Source organism: Ensifer sp. Root423, assembly GCF_001426275.1.
GTDB classification, from domain to species: domain Bacteria; phylum Pseudomonadota; class Alphaproteobacteria; order Rhizobiales; family Rhizobiaceae; genus Ensifer; species Ensifer adhaerens.
Genome location: NZ_LMEG01000023.1, coordinates 597,570 through 619,463 on the forward strand (window position 1 = coordinate 597,570; position 21,894 = coordinate 619,463).

13 protein-coding genes, 8 pseudogenes and 1 riboswitch are annotated in these 21,894 nt (G+C 61.0%); of the genes and pseudogenes, 9 read left to right on the forward strand and 12 right to left on the reverse strand.

What is annotated here, in order from left to right:
- The first annotated feature begins 9 nt into the window (after positions 1-9).
- Positions 10-2,229, forward strand: coding sequence for a hypothetical protein (locus ASD01_RS22165; RefSeq protein WP_060644402.1), 2,220 nt, complete (start codon positions 10-12; stop codon positions 2,227-2,229).
- A complete protein-coding gene (locus tag ASD01_RS22170) occupies positions 2,226-3,527 on the forward strand; it encodes a glycosyltransferase family 4 protein (RefSeq protein ID WP_060644403.1) in 1,302 nt (433 codons plus the stop codon). The genes ASD01_RS22165 and ASD01_RS22170 overlap by 4 nt, the downstream gene beginning before the upstream one ends.
- A gap of 23 nt (positions 3,528-3,550) precedes the next feature.
- On the opposite strand, the gene thiD is transcribed toward ASD01_RS22170, so the two are convergent.
- Both thiD and ASD01_RS22180 read right to left on the reverse strand, forming a co-directional pair.
- Positions 3,551-4,426: a bifunctional hydroxymethylpyrimidine kinase/phosphomethylpyrimidine kinase gene (thiD, locus tag ASD01_RS22175; protein WP_082584666.1), complete on the reverse strand. Its 876-nt coding sequence runs from the start codon at positions 4,424-4,426 to the stop codon at positions 3,551-3,553.
- A 116-nt stretch (positions 4,427-4,542) separates the two neighbouring features.
- Positions 4,543-4,646, reverse strand: a riboswitch (TPP riboswitch).
- 653 nt (positions 4,647-5,299) lie between these two features.
- Complete coding sequence (locus ASD01_RS22180) at positions 5,300-5,524, reverse strand: helix-turn-helix transcriptional regulator (RefSeq protein WP_082584667.1); 225 nt, start codon at positions 5,522-5,524, stop codon at positions 5,300-5,302.
- A gap of 135 nt (positions 5,525-5,659) precedes the next feature.
- On the opposite strand from ASD01_RS22180, the gene ASD01_RS22185 reads away from it, so the two are divergent.
- From ASD01_RS22185 to pepT, 7 genes are all read left to right on the forward strand, one after another.
- Positions 5,660-6,196 (forward strand): hypothetical protein, encoded by a 537-nt coding sequence (locus tag ASD01_RS22185; RefSeq protein WP_060644404.1) that lies wholly within the window; start codon positions 5,660-5,662, stop codon positions 6,194-6,196.
- A 111-nt stretch (positions 6,197-6,307) separates the two neighbouring features.
- The gene (locus ASD01_RS22190; protein WP_060644405.1) at positions 6,308-7,912 is read left to right on the forward strand and encodes an ABC transporter substrate-binding protein; all 1,605 of its coding nucleotides are present in this window, start codon (positions 6,308-6,310) and stop codon (positions 7,910-7,912) included.
- A gap of 6 nt (positions 7,913-7,918) precedes the next feature.
- A complete protein-coding gene (locus tag ASD01_RS22195; protein ID WP_060644406.1) occupies positions 7,919-8,896 on the forward strand; it encodes an ABC transporter permease in 978 nt (325 codons plus the stop codon).
- An 11-nt stretch (positions 8,897-8,907) separates the two neighbouring features.
- Complete coding sequence (locus tag ASD01_RS22200) at positions 8,908-9,783, forward strand: ABC transporter permease (protein ID WP_034796832.1); 876 nt, start codon at positions 8,908-8,910, stop codon at positions 9,781-9,783.
- An 11-nt stretch (positions 9,784-9,794) separates the two neighbouring features.
- Positions 9,795-11,522 carry an ATP-binding cassette domain-containing protein gene (locus ASD01_RS22205; RefSeq protein ID WP_060644407.1) on the forward strand — a complete coding sequence of 576 codons (1,728 nt, stop codon included), beginning with the start codon at positions 9,795-9,797 and terminating at the stop codon, positions 11,520-11,522.
- A gap of 92 nt (positions 11,523-11,614) precedes the next feature.
- Entirely contained in the window at positions 11,615-12,850 is a 1,236-nt protein-coding gene (locus ASD01_RS22210; protein WP_060644428.1) for a CapA family protein, read from the forward strand.
- A 68-nt stretch (positions 12,851-12,918) separates the two neighbouring features.
- Positions 12,919-14,142 (forward strand): peptidase T, encoded by a 1,224-nt coding sequence (pepT, locus tag ASD01_RS22215; protein WP_060644408.1) that lies wholly within the window; start codon positions 12,919-12,921, stop codon positions 14,140-14,142.
- A 177-nt stretch (positions 14,143-14,319) separates the two neighbouring features.
- On the opposite strand, the pseudogene traA reads toward pepT, so the two are convergent.
- The 10 genes and pseudogenes from traA to ASD01_RS36945 form a co-directional block, all read right to left on the reverse strand.
- A pseudogene (traA, locus tag ASD01_RS22220) lies at positions 14,320-17,617 on the reverse strand (Ti-type conjugative transfer relaxase TraA).
- Positions 17,618-18,064: 447 nt separating this feature from the next.
- Positions 18,065-18,394 (reverse strand): annotated as a pseudogene (locus ASD01_RS34920) (transposase domain-containing protein); the annotation flags it as partial.
- Between the two features lie 56 nt (positions 18,395-18,450).
- Positions 18,451-18,828: pseudogene (locus ASD01_RS35730) on the reverse strand (YecA/YgfB family protein); the annotation flags it as partial.
- Positions 18,829-19,062 (reverse strand): annotated as a pseudogene (locus ASD01_RS35735) (hypothetical protein); the annotation flags it as partial.
- Positions 18,951-19,394 carry a transposase gene (locus ASD01_RS34925; protein ID WP_348272356.1) on the reverse strand — a complete coding sequence of 148 codons (444 nt, stop codon included), beginning with the start codon at positions 19,392-19,394 and terminating at the stop codon, positions 18,951-18,953. The gene ASD01_RS34925 and the pseudogene ASD01_RS35735, both read right to left, overlap by 112 nt.
- Positions 19,395-19,474: 80 nt before the next feature.
- Positions 19,475-20,074 (reverse strand): annotated as a pseudogene (locus tag ASD01_RS22240) (IS66 family transposase); the annotation flags it as partial.
- Positions 20,075-20,244: 170 nt separating this feature from the next.
- A partial coding sequence (locus ASD01_RS22245) for an SIS domain-containing protein (protein WP_156623688.1) occupies positions 20,245-20,653 on the reverse strand: 409 nt, incomplete at its 5' end.
- 1 nt (position 20,654) lies between these two features.
- Positions 20,655-21,118 (reverse strand): annotated as a pseudogene (locus ASD01_RS22250) (SIS domain-containing protein); the annotation flags it as partial.
- 1 nt (position 21,119) lies between these two features.
- Positions 21,120-21,394, reverse strand: a pseudogene (locus ASD01_RS36940) (SIS domain-containing protein); the annotation flags it as partial.
- 1 nt (position 21,395) lies between these two features.
- Positions 21,396-21,894: pseudogene (locus tag ASD01_RS36945) on the reverse strand (SIS domain-containing protein); the annotation flags it as partial.

Below are 21,894 nucleotides of genomic sequence, written 5' to 3' on the forward strand. Positions count from 1 at the left end.
GCGCATCTCATGCCCAGTACGGAACTCAGCCTGTCCGCAAGCCCTGCACCGCTTGGCCGCATTGCGCGCAGTGGACGGATCATCGCCTGCCCGATCGACGAAACACTGCTGCTGGTTATCGGCACCGGTGGCCCGATGGCCGATCAGTTGCCGGTCGAGATCAATGAAGATGCGTCAAGCCAGGTCATGGCGTCGGTCGTCGGCTGGCGGCTGGCGACACCCCAGTCTTCCGCCACGCATGGCTTTGCCGCGCTGTTGTCGGTCGAAGGTACTGAGCGGCTGCCGACTACGCTGCGCTTCGGCAAGGCGGGTAACGGCAAGCGCTATATGGTTGCGCCACGCACCGTTTCGATCGGTGAAGTCACGGCGATGCTGAAAGATTTCGCCGGTCCGCAGCTGGTACACGTGCTCGGTCGTCTGGTGGACGTGCTTATCAAGCCGCCGCATGCCGATCAACGGCTCGCGGCCATTACGACCCTGCTTAAGACCGGATCGGCGAGCGACGGATATATCGAACTGCTCGGCGAGGGGCATGATGGAACCATCGCCCTGAAAGGATGGGCGCACGACCTGCCCGCCGGCGTCTGCCGGGCGATCGTCAAGAGCGAGGATACCTTCCTTGCCGATTGCAACGTCGCCATTTTCGAGCGCAACGACGCGCCTGACGGCTCGGCCGGCTTTGTCGGCCTCCTGTCCGCAAACGATCTGCCCCGAGCGCGCGACATCAAGGGCATATTCTATCGCGGCCGCGGCGCCTGGCGTTATGTGGGGCTCCACGAACGCCGGGTCGTGACAGGTCCGCTCGAGACACCCGGCCATATCCGCGCGATGCTGCTCCAGAGCCAGAGTTCGCCCCAGGTCATGCTTCGCCTGCGCAATGCAGCGAGCGGATACGATGGCACCGAGACGATCTCAAGCCTTCCGGTTCCTGTCCGCCTTGGCGTGGATGCACTCTACCAGGGTGAGGATGGTGCCTTCCTGATTTCGGGCTGGCTTTTAGACGCGGAAGGCCATGTTGAAAGCGTACGACTTTGCCGGCAGGGCGGCGGCGCAAGGCTGGACGCGAGCTGGACCCGAACCGAACGGTCCGACGTCGAAGAGGCCTTCGTCGATCGGCCGGAGTTCAAAAGCGCGATTTCCGGCCATCGCCGGTCCCATGGCTTCATCGGTCAAGTCGAGCCGCTTGGTGGCGAGGCAGAAGGGCCAGTTCACCTCGAACTCACCCTTCGCGATGCCCGCCGCGCCTACATGCCACTTTTCCCCGTGCGGCTGCCCGCACGCGCCGCCGCCCTACGGCTTCTTGCCTCGATCGATCCGACAAGCTGGGCCCTGCCCGATATTATCGACCAGCAGATCGTCCGTTTCCTGACGGCGGCGCGCAGCACCGCACCGACCATCGAGACCGTTGTCGACATGGGCCCCTTCGACCAGGCCGAGGGTACCGCCATCCTTCTTGTCGCCGGAGAAACCGAAACGGATTTCGCGCCGCTCCTGGGGCTGCTCGCGCTTGATCCCCAAACCCGTCGTGCGCAGATCGCGCTCGTGCTCCAGGCCGAGCGGTTCCGAAGGCACGCGGTCCACATCCGTCAACTCTCCGAATTCTATCGCCTGCCGCTGCGGCTCGTATCCGTCGAAGGCGCCAGCGATGCATGCGACCTGGCGCAAGCGGCCGCTGCGAGCACGAACAGCGACGCCGTCATCCTGCTTTCCGCGTCGCTGACGCCAGCCAATACCGGGTGGTATCAGGCACTCGTTGCCGCTTACGAGGCAAAGACGGGAAGCATCATTTCGCCGACCCTTGCCTATGAGGATCACTCTATCCGCTGGGCCGGCAGCACGTCGCTCGATCGCCCCGACCATCTTCAATCGAGCCGCTACGCCGGCTATCCCGTCGGCGCCGTCAATCGCCTCAAGCTGACGCGGGTCGCAGCCGCATCGCTCGATTGTTGCATCCTGCCGCGAGAAGCGCTGATGGAGGACGCGGGCGCGTCGCCGACTTATCTCGGCGCAGCGCTGAAGGGCCTCGATCTCGCCCTTCGCCTCAGCGGAAAGGGCTATGAGGCCTACTGGCTTCCTTCCCTGCAGATGGTGGGGTCGGACGAGGTACCCGGAGCGGGCTCTGCCGCCACCGCCCGGTTCGTGGAGCGTGTCGACCGGACGCTCTTCCGCGGCCGATGGATGCCCGCCTCCGAAACCGCCCAGACATTCTTCGAGGAGACTGACGCATGAGCGAAAAACTCCGCGTACTCGTGGTCTCCCATGGCCACCCGACCCATTCGCTCGGAGGCGCGGAAATTGCTTCGCATGGTCTTCACAAGGCGCTGAACGGCCTGTCGGGTGTGGAATCGATCTACCTCGCCCGCGTCGGCAATCCGGTTCCGCGCCATGGCGCTTCCGCACTGATGAGCCTGCGTCTCGCCATGGACGAAGTGCTCTACCACGCCGAAGACTTCGACCATTTCTTCCTCTCCAACGGCGATACGGACGCGATCCGCCGCGACCTCTTGCGCTTCGTCGGCGACATCAAGCCGGATGTCATTCATTTCCATCATATTCTCGGCTTCGGCCTGGAAGCGCTCTATGCCGTTCGTGATGCCCTGCCCAAGGCACGCATCGTCGTGACGTTCCATGAGTATCTGCCGATCTGCCACAATCACGGGCAAATGGTGAAACGCCCCTCGGGCCAGCTTTGCAACGGCGCCTCACCTATCAGTTGCCACACGTGCTTCCCCGAAATCCCGGTGTCGCGCTTCGTTCGCCGCGAGCAGTTCGTGCGCGGCATGCTTAATCTCGCCGACGCTTTCATCGCGCCGAGTGCCTTTCTCGCCAACCGCTATGTCGAATGGGGGCTCGAAGCCGCTAAGATCTTCGTGATCGAGAACGGCATCGTCATGGGCGACAAGGCGCCGGCCCGCGAATTGCCGTCGCCGACGGCGCGACGCAACCGCTTTGCCTATTTCGGGCAGATGACGCCATTCAAGGGCGTTCACGTGTTAATCGACGCGGTATCACGGGTGCCCGACGACATTTGGGGCGATGATTCCTCGCTGATGATCTTTGGCGGGAACCTCGAGCGTCAGCCGAAGGACTACCAGGAGAAGGTGGCAAAACTGATCGAGGACGCCGGTCGTCGCGTCCGCTTCTACGGCGCCTACCAGAACCAGGACATGCCGCGGCTGATGCGCTCGGTTGACTGGGTGGTGATGCCCTCGGTCTGGTGGGAAAATTCCCCCGTCGTCATCCAGGAAGCACTGCATCATGGCCGGCCGATCCTCTGCTCCGACATCGGCGGCATGGCCGAAAAGGTCCGCGACCGGCTGGACGGCTATCACTTCCGCGCCGGGAGCGCCCAAGATCTGGCCGACCGCCTGATCGACGTCTTGGCCGCCTCGCGGGCATGGGACAATCTGCGTGCGACACTTCGGCGACCGACGAGCCATGTCGATTGCGCGCGGGAACATGTGGCGCTCTATCGGAAAATGCTCAAGGGCGAGCAACCGGCCCTGCCGAGCGCGGCAGTGGCCTGAGGTAAACCCGAAGCCCACACTGCTCAGCCAGATCGCGAAGAACGACCAAGAGCGGCCTGGGCTTCGGCTACGTTCGAAGCCTCGGCGCCCGACTCTTTGTCGTTGCCCCACCAATGATGAAAGTGATGCACCGGCCCATGCCCCTGGCCGATGGTCAGGCCATCGGCCGCCCCCAGAGCGGCATGCAAGTAGGCCTTGGCTGCCACAACCGCATTGTCAATTGGCATGCCCTTGGCAAGCCCCGAGGCGATTGCTGCCGAGAGCGTGCACCCGGTGCCGTGATCATTCCTTGTTTCGATCCGCGGCCGTGACAGGTTGAGGACGTCCTCCCCGCTATAGAAAATATCGATCGCGTCCTTGCCCTTGGCATGGCCGCCCTTCATCAGAACTGAACGCGCACCGAGCTTCAGAAGCATCTCCGCCTGACGCGCGACCTCGCTTTCGGTTTCGGCGATTGCGCGTCCGGTCAACAGCGCCGCCTCGGGCAGGTTCGGCGTCAGAATGAGCGCCAGCGGCAACAACTCCTCCTTGAGCGTCGCGATCGCGTCGGGGCGCATCAGATGATCGCCGGAGGTCGCCACCATCACCGGGTCGATGACAGCCAGCTGGCCATAGTGTTTAAGACCGGCGGCAATCACCCCGATCGTCTCGCGCCGAGACACCATTCCGACCTTCAGCGCACCGACCGTAAGATCGGAAAACACCGCGTCGATCTGAGCCGTAACGACAGTCGGGGAGATATCCTCCACCGCAGATACCCCACGGGTGTTCTGCGCCGTGACCGCCGTGATCACGCTGGCGCCATAGACGCCGAGCGCAGAGAACGTCTTCAGATCTGCCTGAATACCCGCCCCGCCACCGGAATCCGAGCCTGCGATGGTAACGGCAATCGCAGTCATCGGCCCACCTGCATGAGGCTTGAGCCCTTTCGGTTTAAGTTAACATCAGACACGAGCAAAGCGGCCTCCGGAAATTGACGGAGATCCGGACGAAAGCGCAAAGACGACTGGTCAGCTGAAAGGCCCCTTGCCGTTCCTACGCCGGTATGATCCGGATCAGGTTCAAGGGTCTGGCTCGCCGCCATCTCAGCACAGTGACTGCGCGCCCCTCGGCAGGATTGATGCTAGGGGAGCGTGGGCCGGGGTGTCAACCGTTGGAACCCTGTGACAAGCAGGCCAGTTCGAGGCGCAATCCTCACTGTTGATGAAGCTTCCTAAAATGAAGGCCCCTATCGGCTTTGGAGCTGAAGGGACCTTCCGTCTGAGCGTTCGACTTCACAGACGAATGTATTGATGACACAGGCTGTGGAAATTCATAGTGTCCTCACGCGATTGTGCACGGTTAGTGTGCCTCGATTCCGGACTTTCGGTCGTGTTGAGTCAACAATCGCGCAAAGCTGGAATAGCTGTCCAACTCCGGTCAGCACCATTGCTTCCAGAGCATTGCGTATCAAACGTGAGTTCGATGGAGGAGTAGCTGGATATCAGTATTCCGCTTCCGCTCGCCGAAATGGACGGACGCACACTGGCTGCATCGCCAGCTCTGCGCCAATCTGGGCTCCAGTTAAAGTTGGCGAGCGTTGCCTCTTTGGTAGCCGGATCGCATGTTAGGGATGCAGCTCCATCTCCAGTTTCTGCTCGGCTTACGGTGGCTACTCCGATAACAGTTGCGTTGGCGAGCCCTTCAGCGCTCCACCTCAGCAGCACACGAGCGTCGCGTATTTGTGCGTCTGTGAAGCGCATCGCCTGCAGAAGAGCCAGTCATCCACCTACTTAAGATGACCGTTTGAAGCGGATGCCTACGCCGCCACCATTTGCCGGAATAATCTCAATTCCTGCCTTCTCCAACGCCGCTACGATGCTTGCGAGGTTGTTGACGATCGGTACGTGAGCTCCCCTTTCAAAATCGGCGATAGTCTGGCGAGACACGTTTGCCGCCTTGGCGAGCTCTGCCTGGCTCCAGCCCAACATTGCCCGTGCTCCACGGCACTGCTCCATCGTAAGAAGTAAGTTACTCAAGGCAAACTTTCTGATTGACTTCAGACATTTTGTAGGAAGAATGACCCGGCGATCGAACAGGTGCGGTAACACCTGCTCGATCTGACCAAAACCAAGCTATAGGGAGCTCGGATCATGGCTGATTCCGACAATAGCAGAACTTTGCCTACCGTCACGCGAGGAGATTTTCATTCCTCGGTACCGGCGTGTTTACCCACATATCCGCACGTTGCGGCCCATCGAAAGCCAGGGTTTAGCGGTTGTGCCAATGACCCTGCGGTCGCAGCCTGGCAGCATTGGCGTGCCGCCTGGACCCGCCTGAGCGAATCGACCCGCCATCAGCAACAGCTCGAGACCGCCCTGTTCTCAGGCGAGCTGTCGTCTTCAGCTGAGCGCGATGGACGCAGCGCCTACAACGACGCGCTCGAGGACGAGGACCGCGCAGCGCTGGCGGAGGAATTGGCCGCCCAAGCGTTGTGGCCGGTTCCTGTGGCGTCGCTCCCAGGCGTCATCGCCAAACTCGACGCGATCGTGAACCGCGGCCAGCCTTCGTCGACCTGTGTGGACGAACCCTGGGCGCAAATCCGGATGGTGATCGCTGATCTCCTCCGGATCGATCCGGTCGACGCTCGGCTCGGTCGAATGCCAGAACGCGAACGTCAGCCAGCTTGAGGCTGAGCAATCCGCCCGTTGAAGGCTCACACAATTCTTTGATTTCCCCCCCCGCCGAAGCCCCTTCGGCGCGAGCCTCTGACTCTGTCAAAAACAACAAGGAACTAACACATGAAACTGGGAAGACCTTTTCGCAAGCGTCGGCTAGCGGCGTTTCTCGTGTCCGTCTCGCTCGGCGCGTCGTTGATCTCGACGCCCGCACGTGCGCAGGAGCAAGGCGAGCTGCGCATCGCCACCTCCTACAAGCTGATGACGCTCGATCCGCATTACGCCAATCTCAACGAGAACACGTCGCTGCTCTCCCACATCTATGAACGGCTCGTCTATCAGGACGAGGGTCTCGAGCTGAAGCCCGGGCTTGCCAGTTCGTGGCGCGCGCTTTCCCCTACCCAGTGGGAGTTCAAGCTGCGCGACGGGGTGCGATTCCATGATGGCGCGGTCTTCGATGCCGACGATGTCGTCTATTCGATCGAGCGGATCCGGGACTTCCTGAAGCCCCCGAGCGGTGGCTTTCGCTCCTCTGTCAGCGGCATCAAGGCGGTTTCTGCATCCGATCCGCTGACCGTGGTCATCGAGACCAGCTGTGCCGCCCCCACCCTGCCGCTCACCTTCTCCTCGATCTTCATGATGAACAAGCCGACGGAAGGCTTTGAGACCACCGAAGCGCTCAATTCCGGTGCCGCACCCGTGGGAACGGGGCCCTATCGGTTCGAGAGCTGGAGTTCCGGCGAGAGCCTGAGGCTGGTGCGCAACGACGCCTATTGGGGCGGCAAGCCCGCCTGGCTGACGGTCGGCTTCCGGGTCATCGAGAGCCCGGCCGCCCGCGTGGCTGCCCTTAGCACCGGCGAGGTCGACGTCGCCGACGCCATTCCCGCCCGTGATGTCGACGGTCTGAAGCAGCGCGGCGCCTGGATTGCCAGCGTCGGTGCCGCCCGCATTAACTTCGTGCAGTTCGATGTAGCCCGCGACACTCTTCCCGGTGTGACCGACAAGGCGGGAGAACCGATCGCCAACCCGTTCAAGGACCCGCAGGTGCGGCGTGCGCTGGCGCTTGCAACCGACCGCGGCATTCTCGCAGACAAGATCCTTGCCGGCTATGGCACCGCCGCCTCGCAGGTGTTTCCGACCGGCCTGCCGGGCACGTCGGCCAAACTTCTGCCTGAGGCGCCTGACTACGAAGCGGCAAAGGCGCTGCTCGCCAAGGCCGGATACCCTGACGGCTTCAATCTGGTTCTTGCCGGACCGGCCGGGCGCTATCCGGGCGACGCCGAGAGCCTGCAGGCGATTGCCCAGAGCTGGGCCCGCATCGGTATCAACGCCCAGCCCTCGACAGCGCCGTTCTCGGTGTTCAACACCAAGCGCGCTGCCGGCGACTATGCCGTCTGGTATGGCGGCACCTCCGGTGAGGCGGTCGACATCATCCTTCGCGCTCTGCTCGCTTCACCGAACAAGGAGCGCGGAACCGGTGCGTTGAACTTCGGCAAGTATCAGAACGTCGCCTTCGACGAGAAGCTGGCCAGGGCCGAGAGCATCGCCGTCGGACCGGAGCGCGATGCAGCGTTGGCTTCGGCGACTGAGCTGGTGATGGCCGACCAGCCGATCATCCCGCTTTACCACTTCCACCACATCGTCGGTTACGGCCCGCGCATCGGCTCCTACGTCATGCATCCGCGCGGCTGGACGACGGCGATGCAGACGACTGCTGCGACGGAGTAAGCGCTGATGGGCATGATCTCGGTTGTTTTTGGAAGGCTGTCACAGGCTTTCCTGCTTCTCATCGCCATGTCGCTGATCGGCTTTATCGGCATTCACAGCGTCGGCAATCCGGTCTTCAACGTCGTCAACATCGAAACTGCCACGCCTGAGGACATTCAGGCGGCCACCATCGCACTCGGCCTCGACCAGCCAATCTGGCGCCAGTACCTCGTCTTCATCAGCAATGTCGTGAGCGGCAACTTCGGCACCTCCTACATCTATCATCAGCCGGCCTTCACGCTGGTGATGAGCAAACTGCCGGCAACGCTGGAACTTGCCTTTATCGCCATGCTGATCGCGGCACCGCTTGGAACCGGGCTCGGACTTCTTGCCGGCCGGCGCGTGGGCTCGCTGTTTGACCGGACCCTGCTGAACGGCAGCGTCTCGGCGCTCAGCATCCCGTCTTTCTGGCTGGCGATGATGCTGATCCTCGTCGGCGCCATCCTCACCGGCTGGTTTCCCTCCGGTGGACGCGGTGCGACCGAGCGTGTCCTCGGTGAGGACTGGAGTTGGATGACCGCCAACGGGCTCTGGCACCTGGTGCTGCCGGCGCTGGCACTCGCCATTCCGAACATCGCGTTGATCGCGCGTCTGTCGCGCTCCGGCACGATCGAGGTCGAAAGCCAGGACTTTACGCGGTTTTGCCGTGCCAAAGGGCTGTCGTCACGACGGATCCTCATGCGCCACACGCTACCGAACATCAGCGTTCCGATCGTGACGATCATCGGCCTGCAGTTCGGCGGCATGCTCGCCTTTGCCGTGGTGGTGGAATCGATCTTCTCGTGGCCGGGCGTCGGCAAGCTTCTGATCGACTCCATCCAGTTGCTCGATCGGCCGGTGGTGATGGCGACCCTCACCTTCATCGCCGTCGCCTTCGTCGGGCTCAACGCCCTCGTCGATCTCTTCTACGCCGTGCTCGATCCGCGCGTGCGCCTGTCTTCATAAGGTGGACCGTCATGAAAGCCCAAATCCTGAGCGCATTAAAAAAGCCCCGACGCGGACCGGTGCTCACCCTGTCCAAAATCCTGCTCGCCAGCTACGTGCTGGTTGCCCTTGCCGCGCCGCTGATCGCACCGCAGAACCCTTATGATCCCTTGCAGATCTTCGGCTGGGAGGCGTCGTCGCCGCCCGGCACACTCGGAAGCGGCGGTTATCTCTACCTGTTTGGAACCGACGGCCTCGGCCGCGATATCGTCAGTACCATTCTTTATGGCCTGCGCATCAGCCTGGTGGTGTCGATCGTCAGCTCAGCACTTGCCGCCCTGATCGGGCTCACCGCCGGGGTCAGTGCCGCCTACTTCGGCAAATGGGTCGATGTCGTCATCATGCGCCTCGTCGACCTGCAGCTCAGCCTGCCGACCATCCTGATTGCGCTGATTGCCATCGTCACGCTCGGTCCGGGCGTCGACCGGATCATCCTGGCGCTGGTCATCGTGCAATGGGCGACCTATGCGCGGATCGCCCGTGGCGTCGCCTTAAGCGAGGTCAAGAAACCCTACATGGATGCGGCCCGGCTAATGCGGCTTCCGACATCAAGGGTCATCTTCCGTCACCTGCTGCCCAACAGCATCGCACCGGCCATCACCCTGATCCCGATCGAGGTCGGCCATGCGGTGGCGCTGGAGGCGACACTGTCCTTCCTTGGCCTCGGCGTTCCGATCGACAAACCCTCGCTCGGCTCCGCCGTTGCCAACGGCTTCCAGTACCTGATGACCGGCCAATACTGGATCAGCCTGTTTCCGGGTCTCGCCCTCTTCGGCCTGATCGCCTCCATCAATCTCGTCGGCGAGGACGTTCGCCGCAGTCTCGATCCAAGGAACCAGACGCGATGACAGTGGACCCTATGAACCCCGCCCTGCACCCCTCGACGCCTTTGGTGCCCGCGTCGCCGCCACTGTTGCGGGTCGAGAACCTTAGCCTTCGCCATCTGTCCAGGGCCGGCTCGACGACGATCCTCAGCGACGTCAGCTTCGTGCTTGGACGCGGCGAGATCCTTGGGATCATCGGTGAGTCCGGGGCTGGCAAGTCGACCGTCGGCAATGCCATCCTCGGGTTGCTTGCGCCGGAGTTCCAGCAGACGTCGGGAACGATCAGCTTCGACGGCAAGGTCTTGGAGGCGATGTCCGCCGGGGAGTGCGAGGCGCTTCGGGGAAAACGGATCTCGGCGATCTTCCAGGATCACACCGCTTCGCTCGATCCACTGATGAGCGTCGGTGCGCAGGTTGAAGAAACCTGCCTTGCGCTCGATCCTTCCTTGTCGAGACGCGCGGCCCGCGCCCGGGCCATCGATCTGCTCGCCCGTGTCGGCATTCCCGAGCCGGAGCGGCGCTATGGCAACTACCCGCACCAGTTCTCCGGCGGCCAGCGACAGCGCATCGTCATCGCCATTGCCCTTGCCGGTTCTCCCGACATCATCATCGCCGACGAGCCGACCTCGGCACTCGATGCGACGGTGCAAAAGCAGGTGCTGCAATTGCTGAGAACACTCGTCGATGAGACCGGTGTTTCGGTCATTCTCGTCACCCACGACATGGGCGTGATCTCCGAGATCACCGACCGGGTGCTGGTCATGAAGAAGGGCCAGGTGGTCGAGGCGGATGCGACAGTCATCATCCTCGATCAGCCACGCCATGACTATACGAAGACGCTGCTTGCCGCCGTTCCCCGACTGCGCATCCCGCCGCAGGTGGCCAAGGCCGAAGACAAGGTGGCAGACAGGGACGGTCCGGACGGTTCTGGCGCCCCCGATGATGCCGAGCGCCCGCTGCTTGTTGCCGAAGGCATCTCGAAAGCGTTCTCTCCGCAGGGATTCCAATGGAGCCTTGGCTTGGGACTTGGCCGCAAACGGCCGAGCTTCGGTCTCAGCGATGTCGGCATCCGCCTGCCGCGTGGCACGATCACCGGCATCGTCGGCGAGAGCGGCAGCGGCAAGACCACCTTCGGCCGCATCCTCGCCGGTCTCGACAGCGCCCATCACGGCCGGATTGTCATCGGTGAGCAAAGCTATGAGGCGGCCTCAAGCGGCCGGCGCAGCGGTCTTCTTGGCCGGGTGCAGATGATCTTCCAGGACCCGTCCGTCTCGCTCAATCCGCGGATGACCATTGGCGAGACGCTTGAGGAAAGCATTCGCTTCGGTGCAGCGGCTGGCTCCAGAGACAAACCGATCGCCGAGACGGCGGCTATGATGATGGATCGCCTCGGTCTCGCCCGGAGCCTCTCGTCGCGCCATCCGCACCAGCTCTCCGGTGGCCAAAAGCAGCGGGTCTGCATCGCTCGTGCGCTACTCGCCAAACCTCAGATCATCGTCGCGGACGAACCGACCTCGGCCCTCGACGTCTCGGTGCAGGCCGAGATCGTCACGCTGCTGAAGGAAACCATCGCCGGAGAGGACATGACGATGGTGTTCATCTCCCATGACCTTGCGATCGTGCACGCGATGTGCAGCGCCGTCTACATCTTCAAAAGCGGCCGGATCGAGGATTTTGGGTCCTCGGACTTCATCTTCTCGCGCTCCGACAATGCCTATACCCGCAGCTTGATTGCCGCCCGGCCGGAGCGCTTCACATGCTGAGAGACGCGCTCCTTCCAGGACGGGTCGGACCACCCTCAGTGCCCGTCACAATCTCCGAACGCTTGGCCGCAATCGCCATGGAAAGTTATCGCATGAAAGAACGCTTCACCTTTGCCCTGACCGGTCAATCGCTGATCAAGCACGACATCCGCGGCAACAGCGCCCCGGCCTTCGCCCAGGTTCGCTCGCTGCTTTGCGAAGCCGATCTCGCCTTCACCAACTTCGAAGGCACGATCCTTGGGCGTCACGGTGGCTGGCCGCTGAAAGGCTCGTTCTTCGGCTGCAGCCATCCGGTCGTGCTCGACTGCCTTCAGGGTATCGGGTTCGACGCGCTGTCACTGTCGAACAATCATGCCTTCGACCTTGGTCCGTCGGGCGTGCTTTCGACGCTGGAGGAGGTCGAAAAGCGTGGCTTCCTGCATGCGGGTCTCGGTCGAGATCAGGGCGAGGTCTCTCAAGCGAGCCGTGCAACGGTATCCGGGCGGCCGGTTGCCATCGTTGCGATGGACGGCGGTCCCGGTCCCGACTTCATGTATGCAGCTGATGGGAAGGAAGGGAGGCCGGCACGCCCGGGCGTCAACCGGCTCGGCATTGCCCAGAGGATCGAGGTCGATGGCCCGGCATTCGAACACTTGGCCGCCATTCGCGACCAGGTCGGCTACACCGCGATCGATCTCGCCAATGACAGCCAGCCGGACGATCGTCCGAACCTCGACCCGGAGAAAGAAATCGCCATTGCCCGCGCCGTGTTCCGGCGGTCGGAGCGCTGCGGCCGCAGTGTGAACATCGATGCGGCGGACCTTGAGAGGAACCTTGGCGCCATCACGGCGGCGGCGAAAGACGGATCGCTGGTGGTCGCCTATCTGCACCATCATCATTGGGCATCCGACTGGTACCAGGTGCCTGGCTGGGTGAGTGGTGTCGCCCGCGCCTGCATCGATGCGGGCGCGTCGCTCTTTGTCAGCCACGGTGCGCCGGTGCTGCAGCCGATCGAGATCTATCGCGGCCGGCCGATCTTCTACAGCCTCGGCAACTTCATCTTCCATGTGCGCTCAGAGAAGTCGACCTGGACGGCACCGGAGGTCTGGGAGAGTGTCGTGGCGGCACCGACCTTCGACGCTGACAACCGTCTCGTCGAGATTAGGCTGCATCCGGTCGTCATCGGTGGCGAACAAGCGTTAGAGGACGGCGTGCTGGAGCGACGCCTGGCGCCCCATCTTGCGACCGGGGCCGGTGCGCAGCGGATCCTGGCGCGGCTTGCAGAGCAATCGGCCGGACTCGGCACCGATATCCAGCTCTCGGATGGTGTCGGAATCATCCGTGTCTAGTCTTTTGCCGGCTCACAGCCACCACAAGGCGGGCCGACACGGCCCGCATATTCCGCATGAGGACTATCATGGACGTTCGTCAGGAACTGATCAGCCGTTTCTTCCGCTATGCCGCGATCGAAAGCCAAAGCAATGGCCGCGCGCAAACGCTGCCCTCCTCGCCCGGTCAGGCGACCCTCGCGGCCCTTTTGGCTGAGGAGATGCGCGAATTGGGTCTGGCGGACGTTGTCGTCGACGCGCACGCCATCGTCACCGGTCTCAAACGCGGCAACCGCCCCGAGGCGCCGGCGATCGGCTTTATCGCCCATCTCGACACCGTCGATGTCGGGCTGTCGCCGTTCATCCATCCGCAGATCCTGCGCTTTGGCGGCAAGGACCTCTGCCTCAACGCCGAGGAAGACATCTGGTTGCGGGTAGCAGAGCATCCGGAAATCCTCGATTGGGAGGGCGAAGACATCATCATCGGTGATGGTACCAGCGTGCTTGGCGCCGACAACAAGGCGGCCATTGCCGTGATCATGACGTTGCTCGGACGGCTCGATAACACAGAGCACGGCGACGTGTTCGTCGCCTTCGTGCCCGACGAGGAAATCGGATTGCGCGGCGCCAAGGCCCTCGATCTCTCTCGGTTTCCTTGCGACTTCGCCTATACCATCGACTGCTGCGAACTGGGCGAAGTCGTGCTTGAGACCTTCAACGCCGCCTCCGCCGAAATCGTCTTTACCGGTGTCAGTGCCCATCCGATGTCGGCCAAGGGCAATCTCGTTAATCCGCTGACGATGGCGATCGACTTCATGGCCCAGTTCGACCGCAACGACACGCCGGAACACACCGCGGAACGCCAGGGCTTCTTCTGGTTCAAGGATCTCGTCGCCAATGACAGCGAGGCAACCCTCACCTGCCTGATCCGCGACTTCGACACCGACGGGTTCCATCAGCGCAAGCGGCGGATCGCCGAAATGGCGGAGCGGATCCGGTTAAGTTACCCCAGCGGTAACGTCCGCTACCAGATCACCGAGACCTATCGAAACATTGCCACCAGCCTGGCGCAGGACGATCGGGCGGTCTCCTTGCTCATAACGGCCATGGACGAACTTGGGATCGAGAAGAAGCTGATCCCGATGCGCGGCGGCACCGATGGTGCCGTCCTTTCGGCGCGTGGCATTCCGACGCCGAACTTCTTTACCGGCGCCTACAATTTCCATTCGCGCTACGAGTTCCTGCCGATCCCAGCGTTTGAACAGTCGTTCGAGGTGGCAATGGGGATTTGTCGGTTGGCGGTGAGGAGGTGAAAAGGCTGCGAATTAGCGCAGCAGCCTGGCATCGGGATTAAGGAGGCTTGCGATACACTGGAACTGGAACACCGTTGCCTATGGTCACCCCAGATTGTTTCTGATCGCCCGTACGAAGACCCCGGTGGCGATGGAGGTCGAGTCAAATCATAGTCCGAATTCTCACTGAGACCACTTTCACTTCAGGGAAAGTCGCAGCACACTCGTCTGACGCAATCTCTCTATTTCCTTGATTGAGACGGATGTCCGTTCGTAAGCGGCAAGCTGATGAATAGCACGTAAAAGAGGCCAAGCTCTCCGCAGTTCTTCTTTTTCAACCGGGTTCATCTGTGACGATACCCTATTGAACGTCTCTCCGTTCGGATCCCTCGCGGAGATGCCAAGAAACGTGCGCTCTCCAAACCGCTCAGATACGGCTCGAGAAAATCTCCGAATTGACCTGGGCAATTTCGGGTACCGATTGGGCCTCATTTTTTCGAAATGCGCGCAGTGCGGTTTCGAGTACTTGGCGAGCCTCCGGCGAAAGCTCAGGCACATCTATGGCCGCCCTCCTCCGAAGTTCAGCTTCTTCGGCTTGGCACTTACGCTCTGCCTCACCACGGAGCCGCAGAAAACTGTCGAGGTCCCACGCCAGCGCAACGGCGTTGGCAATGGCGCGTTCGCGGCTCTGCTTGTCAACCCGATTGGCGAATACCCCACTCTTGCCATTGAGCGGCCCGTAGTCCTCGGGTTTGTTAGAGATCCGTGCAAATGTCTCTTTCGACAGGCCTCCAGCCTTCAACATAGCATCGACTTCAACCGCCTTGAAGGCAGCCTGCGGCTTCGCATAAACGAGACGGAAGCGGAGTGACACAGCCTCCCATTGACTTCTCAACGCCGGATCTGCTGCGAGTTTTCCTTCGACGGCTTGCGCGAATGGAATGGAGAATTCCTTGATGCCGCCGACCAATGGTTTTGAATCCTCGGTGACGTTGGTTTTACCCAGACCGGCCCTCCAAGACCTCAGGCGATGCCCCATCGCTGCGAGCCGACGGGCAACATCGCTGAGCCGTGGTTTTTGCCTCACCGTCCAGTCGAAGCGATCTCGCATAATTGTTCGCGCCACCGACATCAAATGCAATCCGCGGTTTTCCGCGAAACGAAGCGCCTGCCGGTAGAAAGCACTCTTGGCATAATCCAGCGTGGTTTCCTTGGCGTTTGAACGCGAGAGCACAGAAACAAGCCCGCCGGCCTTTTCGAAAGAACGATGGCCATAGTAAACAGCGAGATCATCTCGATGCCGGGTCATTGCCACATACGTGAGTTGGTGATCTAGTGAAAGTGAAGCCAACACCTTGACGTTATCAACTGTAGCGCCCTGACTTTTATGAATTGTAACGGCATATCCCAGGTCGACGCTTGAGTAGTTGGAGCTTTCAATCGTTACTTGGCGACGATCCCGCCCCTCTCCAACCAAGGCTACAATTCTGTTGTAGCGCGCTTCCAACACCCGACCAATCATGCCGTTCTTCACTTGTAGCGCTTTATCGTTCTTCAAAAAAACGACAGGATCACCAGCCGCGAACTGGCGCACGCCTTGTTCTGTGGAAAATGCGCATCCTTCGCCAACGATACCCCGTTCGGCGAGCTTCGCCCGCGCTTTTTCGTTCAAAATCTTCACGTCACGGCGCAAATGCGCAAGGATTAACGATGTTTTTCCTTGATCGTAATCGCGGCTCCAATCCTCGATAAGGTGTTCTATCGCGCAGGATTTCAGTTCGGAGCGAATTACTCTGTCATGCGCTTCATAAGCGTTCAGCGCCTCCGCGGTTTTACCACGTGATAGGGCGAGCGAGGCCGCCCGCATCCACCCCTCATGCTGCCGATAGATGTTCTGCAGTTCCCGATGACCGATGCGCTCGGTAATCGCTCGAAACGCCGCACCAGCTTCGATCGGTTGGAGTTGATCGGGGTCGCCGATCAGGACGAGTTTCGCTCCCGCTCGAGCTACCGCTTTAACGAGCAGTGCCATTTGGCGCGATGACACCATACCCGCCTCGTCCAGTACGAAAACGGACTTACTGCTCAACGTGTTTCGTCCGTCTGACCAACATCTCTCCCATGAGGAGAGTGTTCCCGCGCGGATACCCGCTTCTCGCTCCAGTCCTTCCGCAGCCTTTCCAGCAAGCGCGCCGCCTATCACCTCGTATCCGGCCGCCTCCCAAATCTCCCTTGCAGCCTTCATGATGGTAGTTTTACCTGCTCCTGCACGACCTACGACCGAGGCGATACGACCACTGCTGGTTACATGGTCGATAGCTGCTTGCTGCTCCTTTGACAGGTGCACATGGCGCACCAGAACCAACTCCCGCACTTCTTTCCGAACGTCATGCGTTTGATGTCCAGCCAGCCAAATTGCTCGCTTGGCCATCTCACTCTCAATCCGGATCAATTCTCTCGTGGTGTACTTGGCCGGAACGCGCGCGCCGCTCGAAAAATCGATTCGGTCGCCTTCGAGGCGCAGCGCCTCAGGACTATCAAGTATCCTTGAGAGAAGCTGTCGGAATTCTTCACCATCATCAACGTATCTGTGCAAGATGTTGGCGATTTCGCGTTCTCCAAAGACGCTCCTCTCACGCGAGATGATATCGAGGAGAATTTCTGGCCTACGCTCGATGCGCTTGGCGTTGTCGGAGCGGCGTTTTTCTTGGAGTCTAATCCGTCGATACTTCGATGGCGAAACATCGTCGGATTTGCCCTCTTGGACCTTCTCTGCGATGGTTTTCGCGCTCAAGCCAACCCGCACCGCAGGTTTTAGCTCAATGCCTTGTCTTTCATAGGAACGACCATCAATACGGATGTCGCGCTCGGCGAGGGCAAGGTGAGCATTCAAACATTCAAACCAGCCATCGCGAAATGCCCGAAATTCGTCGGGACCTCCAACCCAATGGGTATAGACAATCCGTCCGCCTGAACCTCGGAGTTTGGCCCCATCGGGATCGACTACACTAACTCTCTTCGGGCCAAATCCCTTTGCAGCAAGCGGCCTAACTGTCATCAACAAGTGCACATGCGGATTTTCTGAACCATCATGATAGACCCAGTCGGCTACCATTCCCTTTTTTAGGACGTAGTGATGTGCGAAATCGCGAATAAGCTCGATATGCTGTTGCCTGGATAATTCCACAGGCAGCGCAATTGTCACGTCCTTGGCGAGTTGCGCGTCTCCGCGCTTCTCGAAATTTTCGACTGCATTCCAAAATGCCTCAGAGACTTGTGCAACAGATCGTTCGGCGGCCAGGTCGCGCACCCAGGCCGGTGAGTCATCAGGAACAAGAAACTCCTCGTGCAAGAGCCCCTCCTTCTTACTGTAGTCGATTGTCCGAGCCTCGCGATCGTATTCCATCTTGGCGCAGTGTCTGTATGCCGCCGAAATAACCGCGCTGCCGCCGGAACCGCGACCGATGATCCGAACATAGAAGTAGGCGATTGCCATTCGGCGTTCTCCATCTGAAGAGACTTCAAACGTTCCCGGATGCGGGGCATTCCCGACGTCGAAGTTGGCCGCGGTTCGTACGTACGCACGGCCCAGGGGGCGTTCCCAAAATATCCACAATCGGAAACACCTCGACTACTGTCAAAAACACCGTATCCGTCCGGTGAGCACCGCAGGTAGCTCGGAGTTCGTAGGGCCACGATTGCTGCTGCGGCTGTCTCGGACAGCTTCGCCATCTCGCGATCGGGCAGCGCCATGTGCTCTGTGGCTTGGCGATGTCTTCTGCCGTCGCGTTCTCGTTGTTGAGCATACCGAGCACGACGTCGGCGTGGGCGTCGTGTTTGCCCTTTACTTCGGGAATGTCAGATATGCCGATCGGATCCTAGTCGCGGAGCACATCGCGAACAAGAACGCGGATTTTGTTGATATCGAGAGTCATCGGTACCCCTACGCAGCAGCGGCTTTTGCTGACAATGCCGTCCAACTCCACGGGAGCAATTGCTCGAGCCTGGTGATCGAGGTGTCAGCGATGCGCGCGAGCACATCGGCGAGCCACGCTTGGGGATCGATTTCATTGAGCTTGGCGCTCATGATCAGCGTTGCCATGAAGGCGGCGCGATCAGCACCACGGTCGGAGCCGGTAAAGAGCTATGCCTTCCTGCCCAGAGCGAAGCCGCGAAACGCCCGTTCGGCGGTGTTGTTGTTGAGGCATATCCGGCCGTCGCCGACGAAGGATGTGAAGCCGTCCCAGCGCTTCAGCTTGTAATCGATCGGGTCAGCGCAACGAATGGCCCACGGCTTCGTGATTGATTGAATAGGTTTCCGGCTCTCGGTCAGAACTTCTGCTTTCCCCGCTTCGGCATAAAGTAGCTTCGGATATTGACGAGTGGTACGGCCACGTCAGCATCCTGGCGGGTCGCTTTCCGTTTTGTCTCGCCGAGCTTGCGGATGGGCGCGATGATATCGCCAGAGACGGCATGACCTCGAAGAACCGGCTGCCAAAACCTCGGCGCGTATCCTGTTCCCAACAAAAAGCAGAGGTCCCAATCGAAGGGATCAAAGGTTTGATCATCGAGCCTGGTGAACCTGGGCCAGTGGTCTTTCGGCGTTTCGGCAAAGCTCGCCGAGATGCGGTTATATTCCGCAACGATGGGCTGCACGGCCCGATGCTCGGTCGTTTCCATCGGCAGGTTCAGGGCCTCCGGGCTGGTCGACGGCGATCGCCGCTCCAATCTTGGCCCTTCAGCCCCGGGTGCAACATCGTCATTGGCTGCCGCGGGAATGTCGCTGAGATCGCCAAGGCCGAGCGTTGCCTGCGTCGGGTCGATCGCCGTCATCTTCTCCGACCTCGGCCCAAAGAACTGCGGCTCCTGGAAGGCAACGCGCGCCTTGAGGTCGGCATTCTCTGCATCAAGCGAGAGAATGATCCGGATCCGACGGCGAATTCTCGGAAGACGTTCGATCGCCAAGCACCGTCACCGGCACGAACATGGCCTGCTGCGCGGGGTACTTGCAGAGCGACGAGAGGTCGCCCAGATGCCCGACGCCAGACGTTCAGCAAGCCGCGATTGACGCCCCAGCGCCGGGCAACGGCCGAAATGTTTATGTCGGGCTCTGCGCTTTCCGCAAGGATCCGCGCCTCCTCCTCGTTAGTCCAATTACGCCATACGCGCCGACCGGTGATCACTTCGATCCGGCGATACCTTCCCTCATGCCGGGCTTCATGCATGCCTTCATCCATGACTTCAAGCATGGCATCAGCGCGATCTCCAACCATCCTGTTCCACTCCCGTCAATTAGGGCGCTTATCTCGCGGCCTTAATCACAAAGGAAAGGTGGGATCTTCGTCGCGCTCACGATCGCCTCGGCGACCGGTGAATTGTGCGACAGCTGTTCGTTCAGATCGAAGCCAGACCTCACGCTCAGCAACGAGCGAACGGCCATCCTGCTGACGTCGTTGCAGTCCGTCGTTGGCCAAAAGTCCGTTGATGTCGCGCTTGATGTCGAACAGCGCGTCGATGCGCTTATCGCGGCAACATTCTTTCCGCGTTTTGCGTTGGTGGCGATGTCGGCAAGCACGAAGAACTTGCGCCGCGAATGCGCCCAACACAGTGCCTGGGTCGGCGGACCAGGATCACCATCCACCTTAAAAAGCGGATTGTAGCCGCCATAGCCGTCGGCCTGCAGAACGTCGGTGAAGATCTTGAGATGGCGCTCGGGGTGCTCCTGTCGCCGATCGCGCGAGGCATAGTAGCGCCGCGCCGGTGGCGACTGCCCAACGAACGGCCGGTCATCCCTGACAAAGGGCCAGATGCGTCCCGTGTCGGTCTTGCCTTTGACGAGGATCGGCACAGTGGTGTCATCGCCATGCAGACTCTCGACGGTCAGTACATGCGCCTCGATCAGACCATGCGGCGGCATCAGCGCCGCGGCGCAGGCCCCGACCTGGTCGGCGAGGCGACACGGGCCTCAGGGCTTTTGGCCGCGGACGGTCTCCCAGCTTATAAGGGCCTCTGCATTAATCAGATCATTCGACGGTCACCGATTTGGCGAGGTTGCGGGGCTGGTCGACGTCGGTGCCCATGAACACCGCCGTGTGATAGGCAAGGAGCTGGATCGGCAGNAGATCATTCGACGGTCACCGATTTGGCGAGGTTGCGGGGCTGGTCGACGTCGGTGCCCATGAACACCGCCGTGTGATAGGCAAGGAGCTGGATCGGCAGCGAGAAGATCATCGGCGCGATGACCTCATCGACATCAGGCAACACGATCGTCGCCATGGTCTCGAGCTTCGAGGCGGCGGCGCCCTTCTCGTCGGTGATGAGAATGATCCGGCCGCCGCGGGCCGCGACTTCCTGCATGTTGGAAACGGTCTTCTCGTAGAAGCGGTCGTGCGGCGCGATGACGATAACCGGCATGTTCTCGTCAATCAGCGCGATCGGTCCATGCTTCAGTTCGCCGGCGGCATAACCTTCCGCATGGATATAGGAGATCTCCTTGAGCTTGAGCGCCCCTCCATCGCCAGCGGGAAGCTGGNCATGTTCTCGTCAATCAGCGCGATCGGTCCATGCTTCAGTTCGCCGGCGGCATAACCTTCCGCATGGATATAGGAGATCTCCTTGAGCTTGAGCGCCCCTTCCATCGCCAGTGGGAAGCTTGTGCCGCGGCCGAGGTAGAGGACGTCATGGCATTTGGCCAGTTGATGCGACAATTGCTCGATCTTCGGCTGAACGGCGTTCAGCACCTGCCCCATGATGCGCGGCATTTCCGCGAGATAGCGAACCARGACCTGCTCTTCCTCAGCACTCACCGTGCCGCGGGCGCGACCGGCRCCGATCGCGAGCGACGCCAGCACTGCGAGCTGGCAGGTGAAGGCCTTGGTCGAGGCGACACCGATTTCCGGGCCGGCAAGGATCGGAAAGACCGCATCGGATTCACGCGCGATGGTCGATTCRCGCGTGTTGACSACGGCACCGATCTTCAGGCCAAGTTCCTTGCAATNCCGATCGCGAGCGACGCCAGCACTGCGAGCTGGCAGGTGAAGGCCTTGGTCGAGGCGACACCGATTTCCGGGCCGGCAAGGATCGGAAAGACCGCATCGGATTCACGCGCGATGGTCGATTCGCGCGTGTTGACGACGGCGCCGATCTTCAGGCCAAGTTCCTTGCAATAGCGCAGCGACGCCAGCGTATCAGCGGTTTCGCCGGATTGAGAGATGAACAACGCGGCCGCCTCGGAAGGCAGCGGGATCTCGCGGTAGCGGAACTCGGACGCGACNCGACGCCAGCGTATCAGCGGTTTCGCCGGATTGAGAGATGAACAACGCGGCCGCCTCGGAAGGCAGCGGGATCTCGCGGTAGCGGAACTCGGACGCGACATCGATTTCCACCGGCAGGCGCGCGTAACGCTCAAACCAGTACTTGCCGACGAGGCCAGCGAGATAGGCGGTGCCGCAGGCGGAAATCGCAAGGCTCGGAACCTCGGCGAAATCGATCGTGCCTGAGAGCGCCTTGATGCGGTTGCCGGCAAAATCGATGTAGTGGCTGAGCGCGTGCGCGATCACCTCCGGCTGCTCGTAGATCTCCTTTTCCATGAAGTGCCGGTGGTTGCCCTTGTCGATCATGTAGGCGGCAGCCGTCGAGAGCTGCTTCGGCCGGTCGACGACGTTGCCGTCGAGATCGAAGATATGCACGCCGTTCGCCCCGATCACCGCCCAGTCGCCATCGATCAGATAGGTGATCTCGTTGGTGAAGGGCGCAAGCGCGATCGCGTCGGAG

Coding starts and splice junctions, on each gene's coding strand:
- ASD01_RS22205 (WP_060644407.1), top strand. CDS start 9,795: ATGAACCCCGCCCTGCACCCCTCGACGCCTTTGGTGCCCGCGTCGCCG.
- ASD01_RS22195 (WP_060644406.1), top strand. CDS start 7,919: ATGGGCATGATCTCGGTTGTTTTTGGAAGGCTGTCACAGGCTTTCCTG.
- ASD01_RS22165 (WP_060644402.1), top strand. CDS start 10: ATGCCCAGTACGGAACTCAGCCTGTCCGCAAGCCCTGCACCGCTTGGC.
- ASD01_RS22210 (WP_060644428.1), top strand. CDS start 11,615: ATGAAAGAACGCTTCACCTTTGCCCTGACCGGTCAATCGCTGATCAAG.
- ASD01_RS34925 (WP_348272356.1), bottom strand. CDS start 19,394: ATGGTTGGAGATCGCGCTGATGCCATGCTTGAAGTCATGGATGAAGGC.
- pepT (WP_060644408.1), top strand. CDS start 12,919: ATGGACGTTCGTCAGGAACTGATCAGCCGTTTCTTCCGCTATGCCGCG.
- thiD (WP_082584666.1), bottom strand. CDS start 4,426: ATGACTGCGATTGCCGTTACCATCGCAGGCTCGGATTCCGGTGGCGGG.
- ASD01_RS22170 (WP_060644403.1), top strand. CDS start 2,226: ATGAGCGAAAAACTCCGCGTACTCGTGGTCTCCCATGGCCACCCGACC.
- ASD01_RS22185 (WP_060644404.1), top strand. CDS start 5,660: ATGGCTGATTCCGACAATAGCAGAACTTTGCCTACCGTCACGCGAGGA.
- ASD01_RS22180 (WP_082584667.1), bottom strand. CDS start 5,524: ATGGAGCAGTGCCGTGGAGCACGGGCAATGTTGGGCTGGAGCCAGGCA.
- ASD01_RS22190 (WP_060644405.1), top strand. CDS start 6,308: ATGAAACTGGGAAGACCTTTTCGCAAGCGTCGGCTAGCGGCGTTTCTC.
- ASD01_RS22200 (WP_034796832.1), top strand. CDS start 8,908: ATGAAAGCCCAAATCCTGAGCGCATTAAAAAAGCCCCGACGCGGACCG.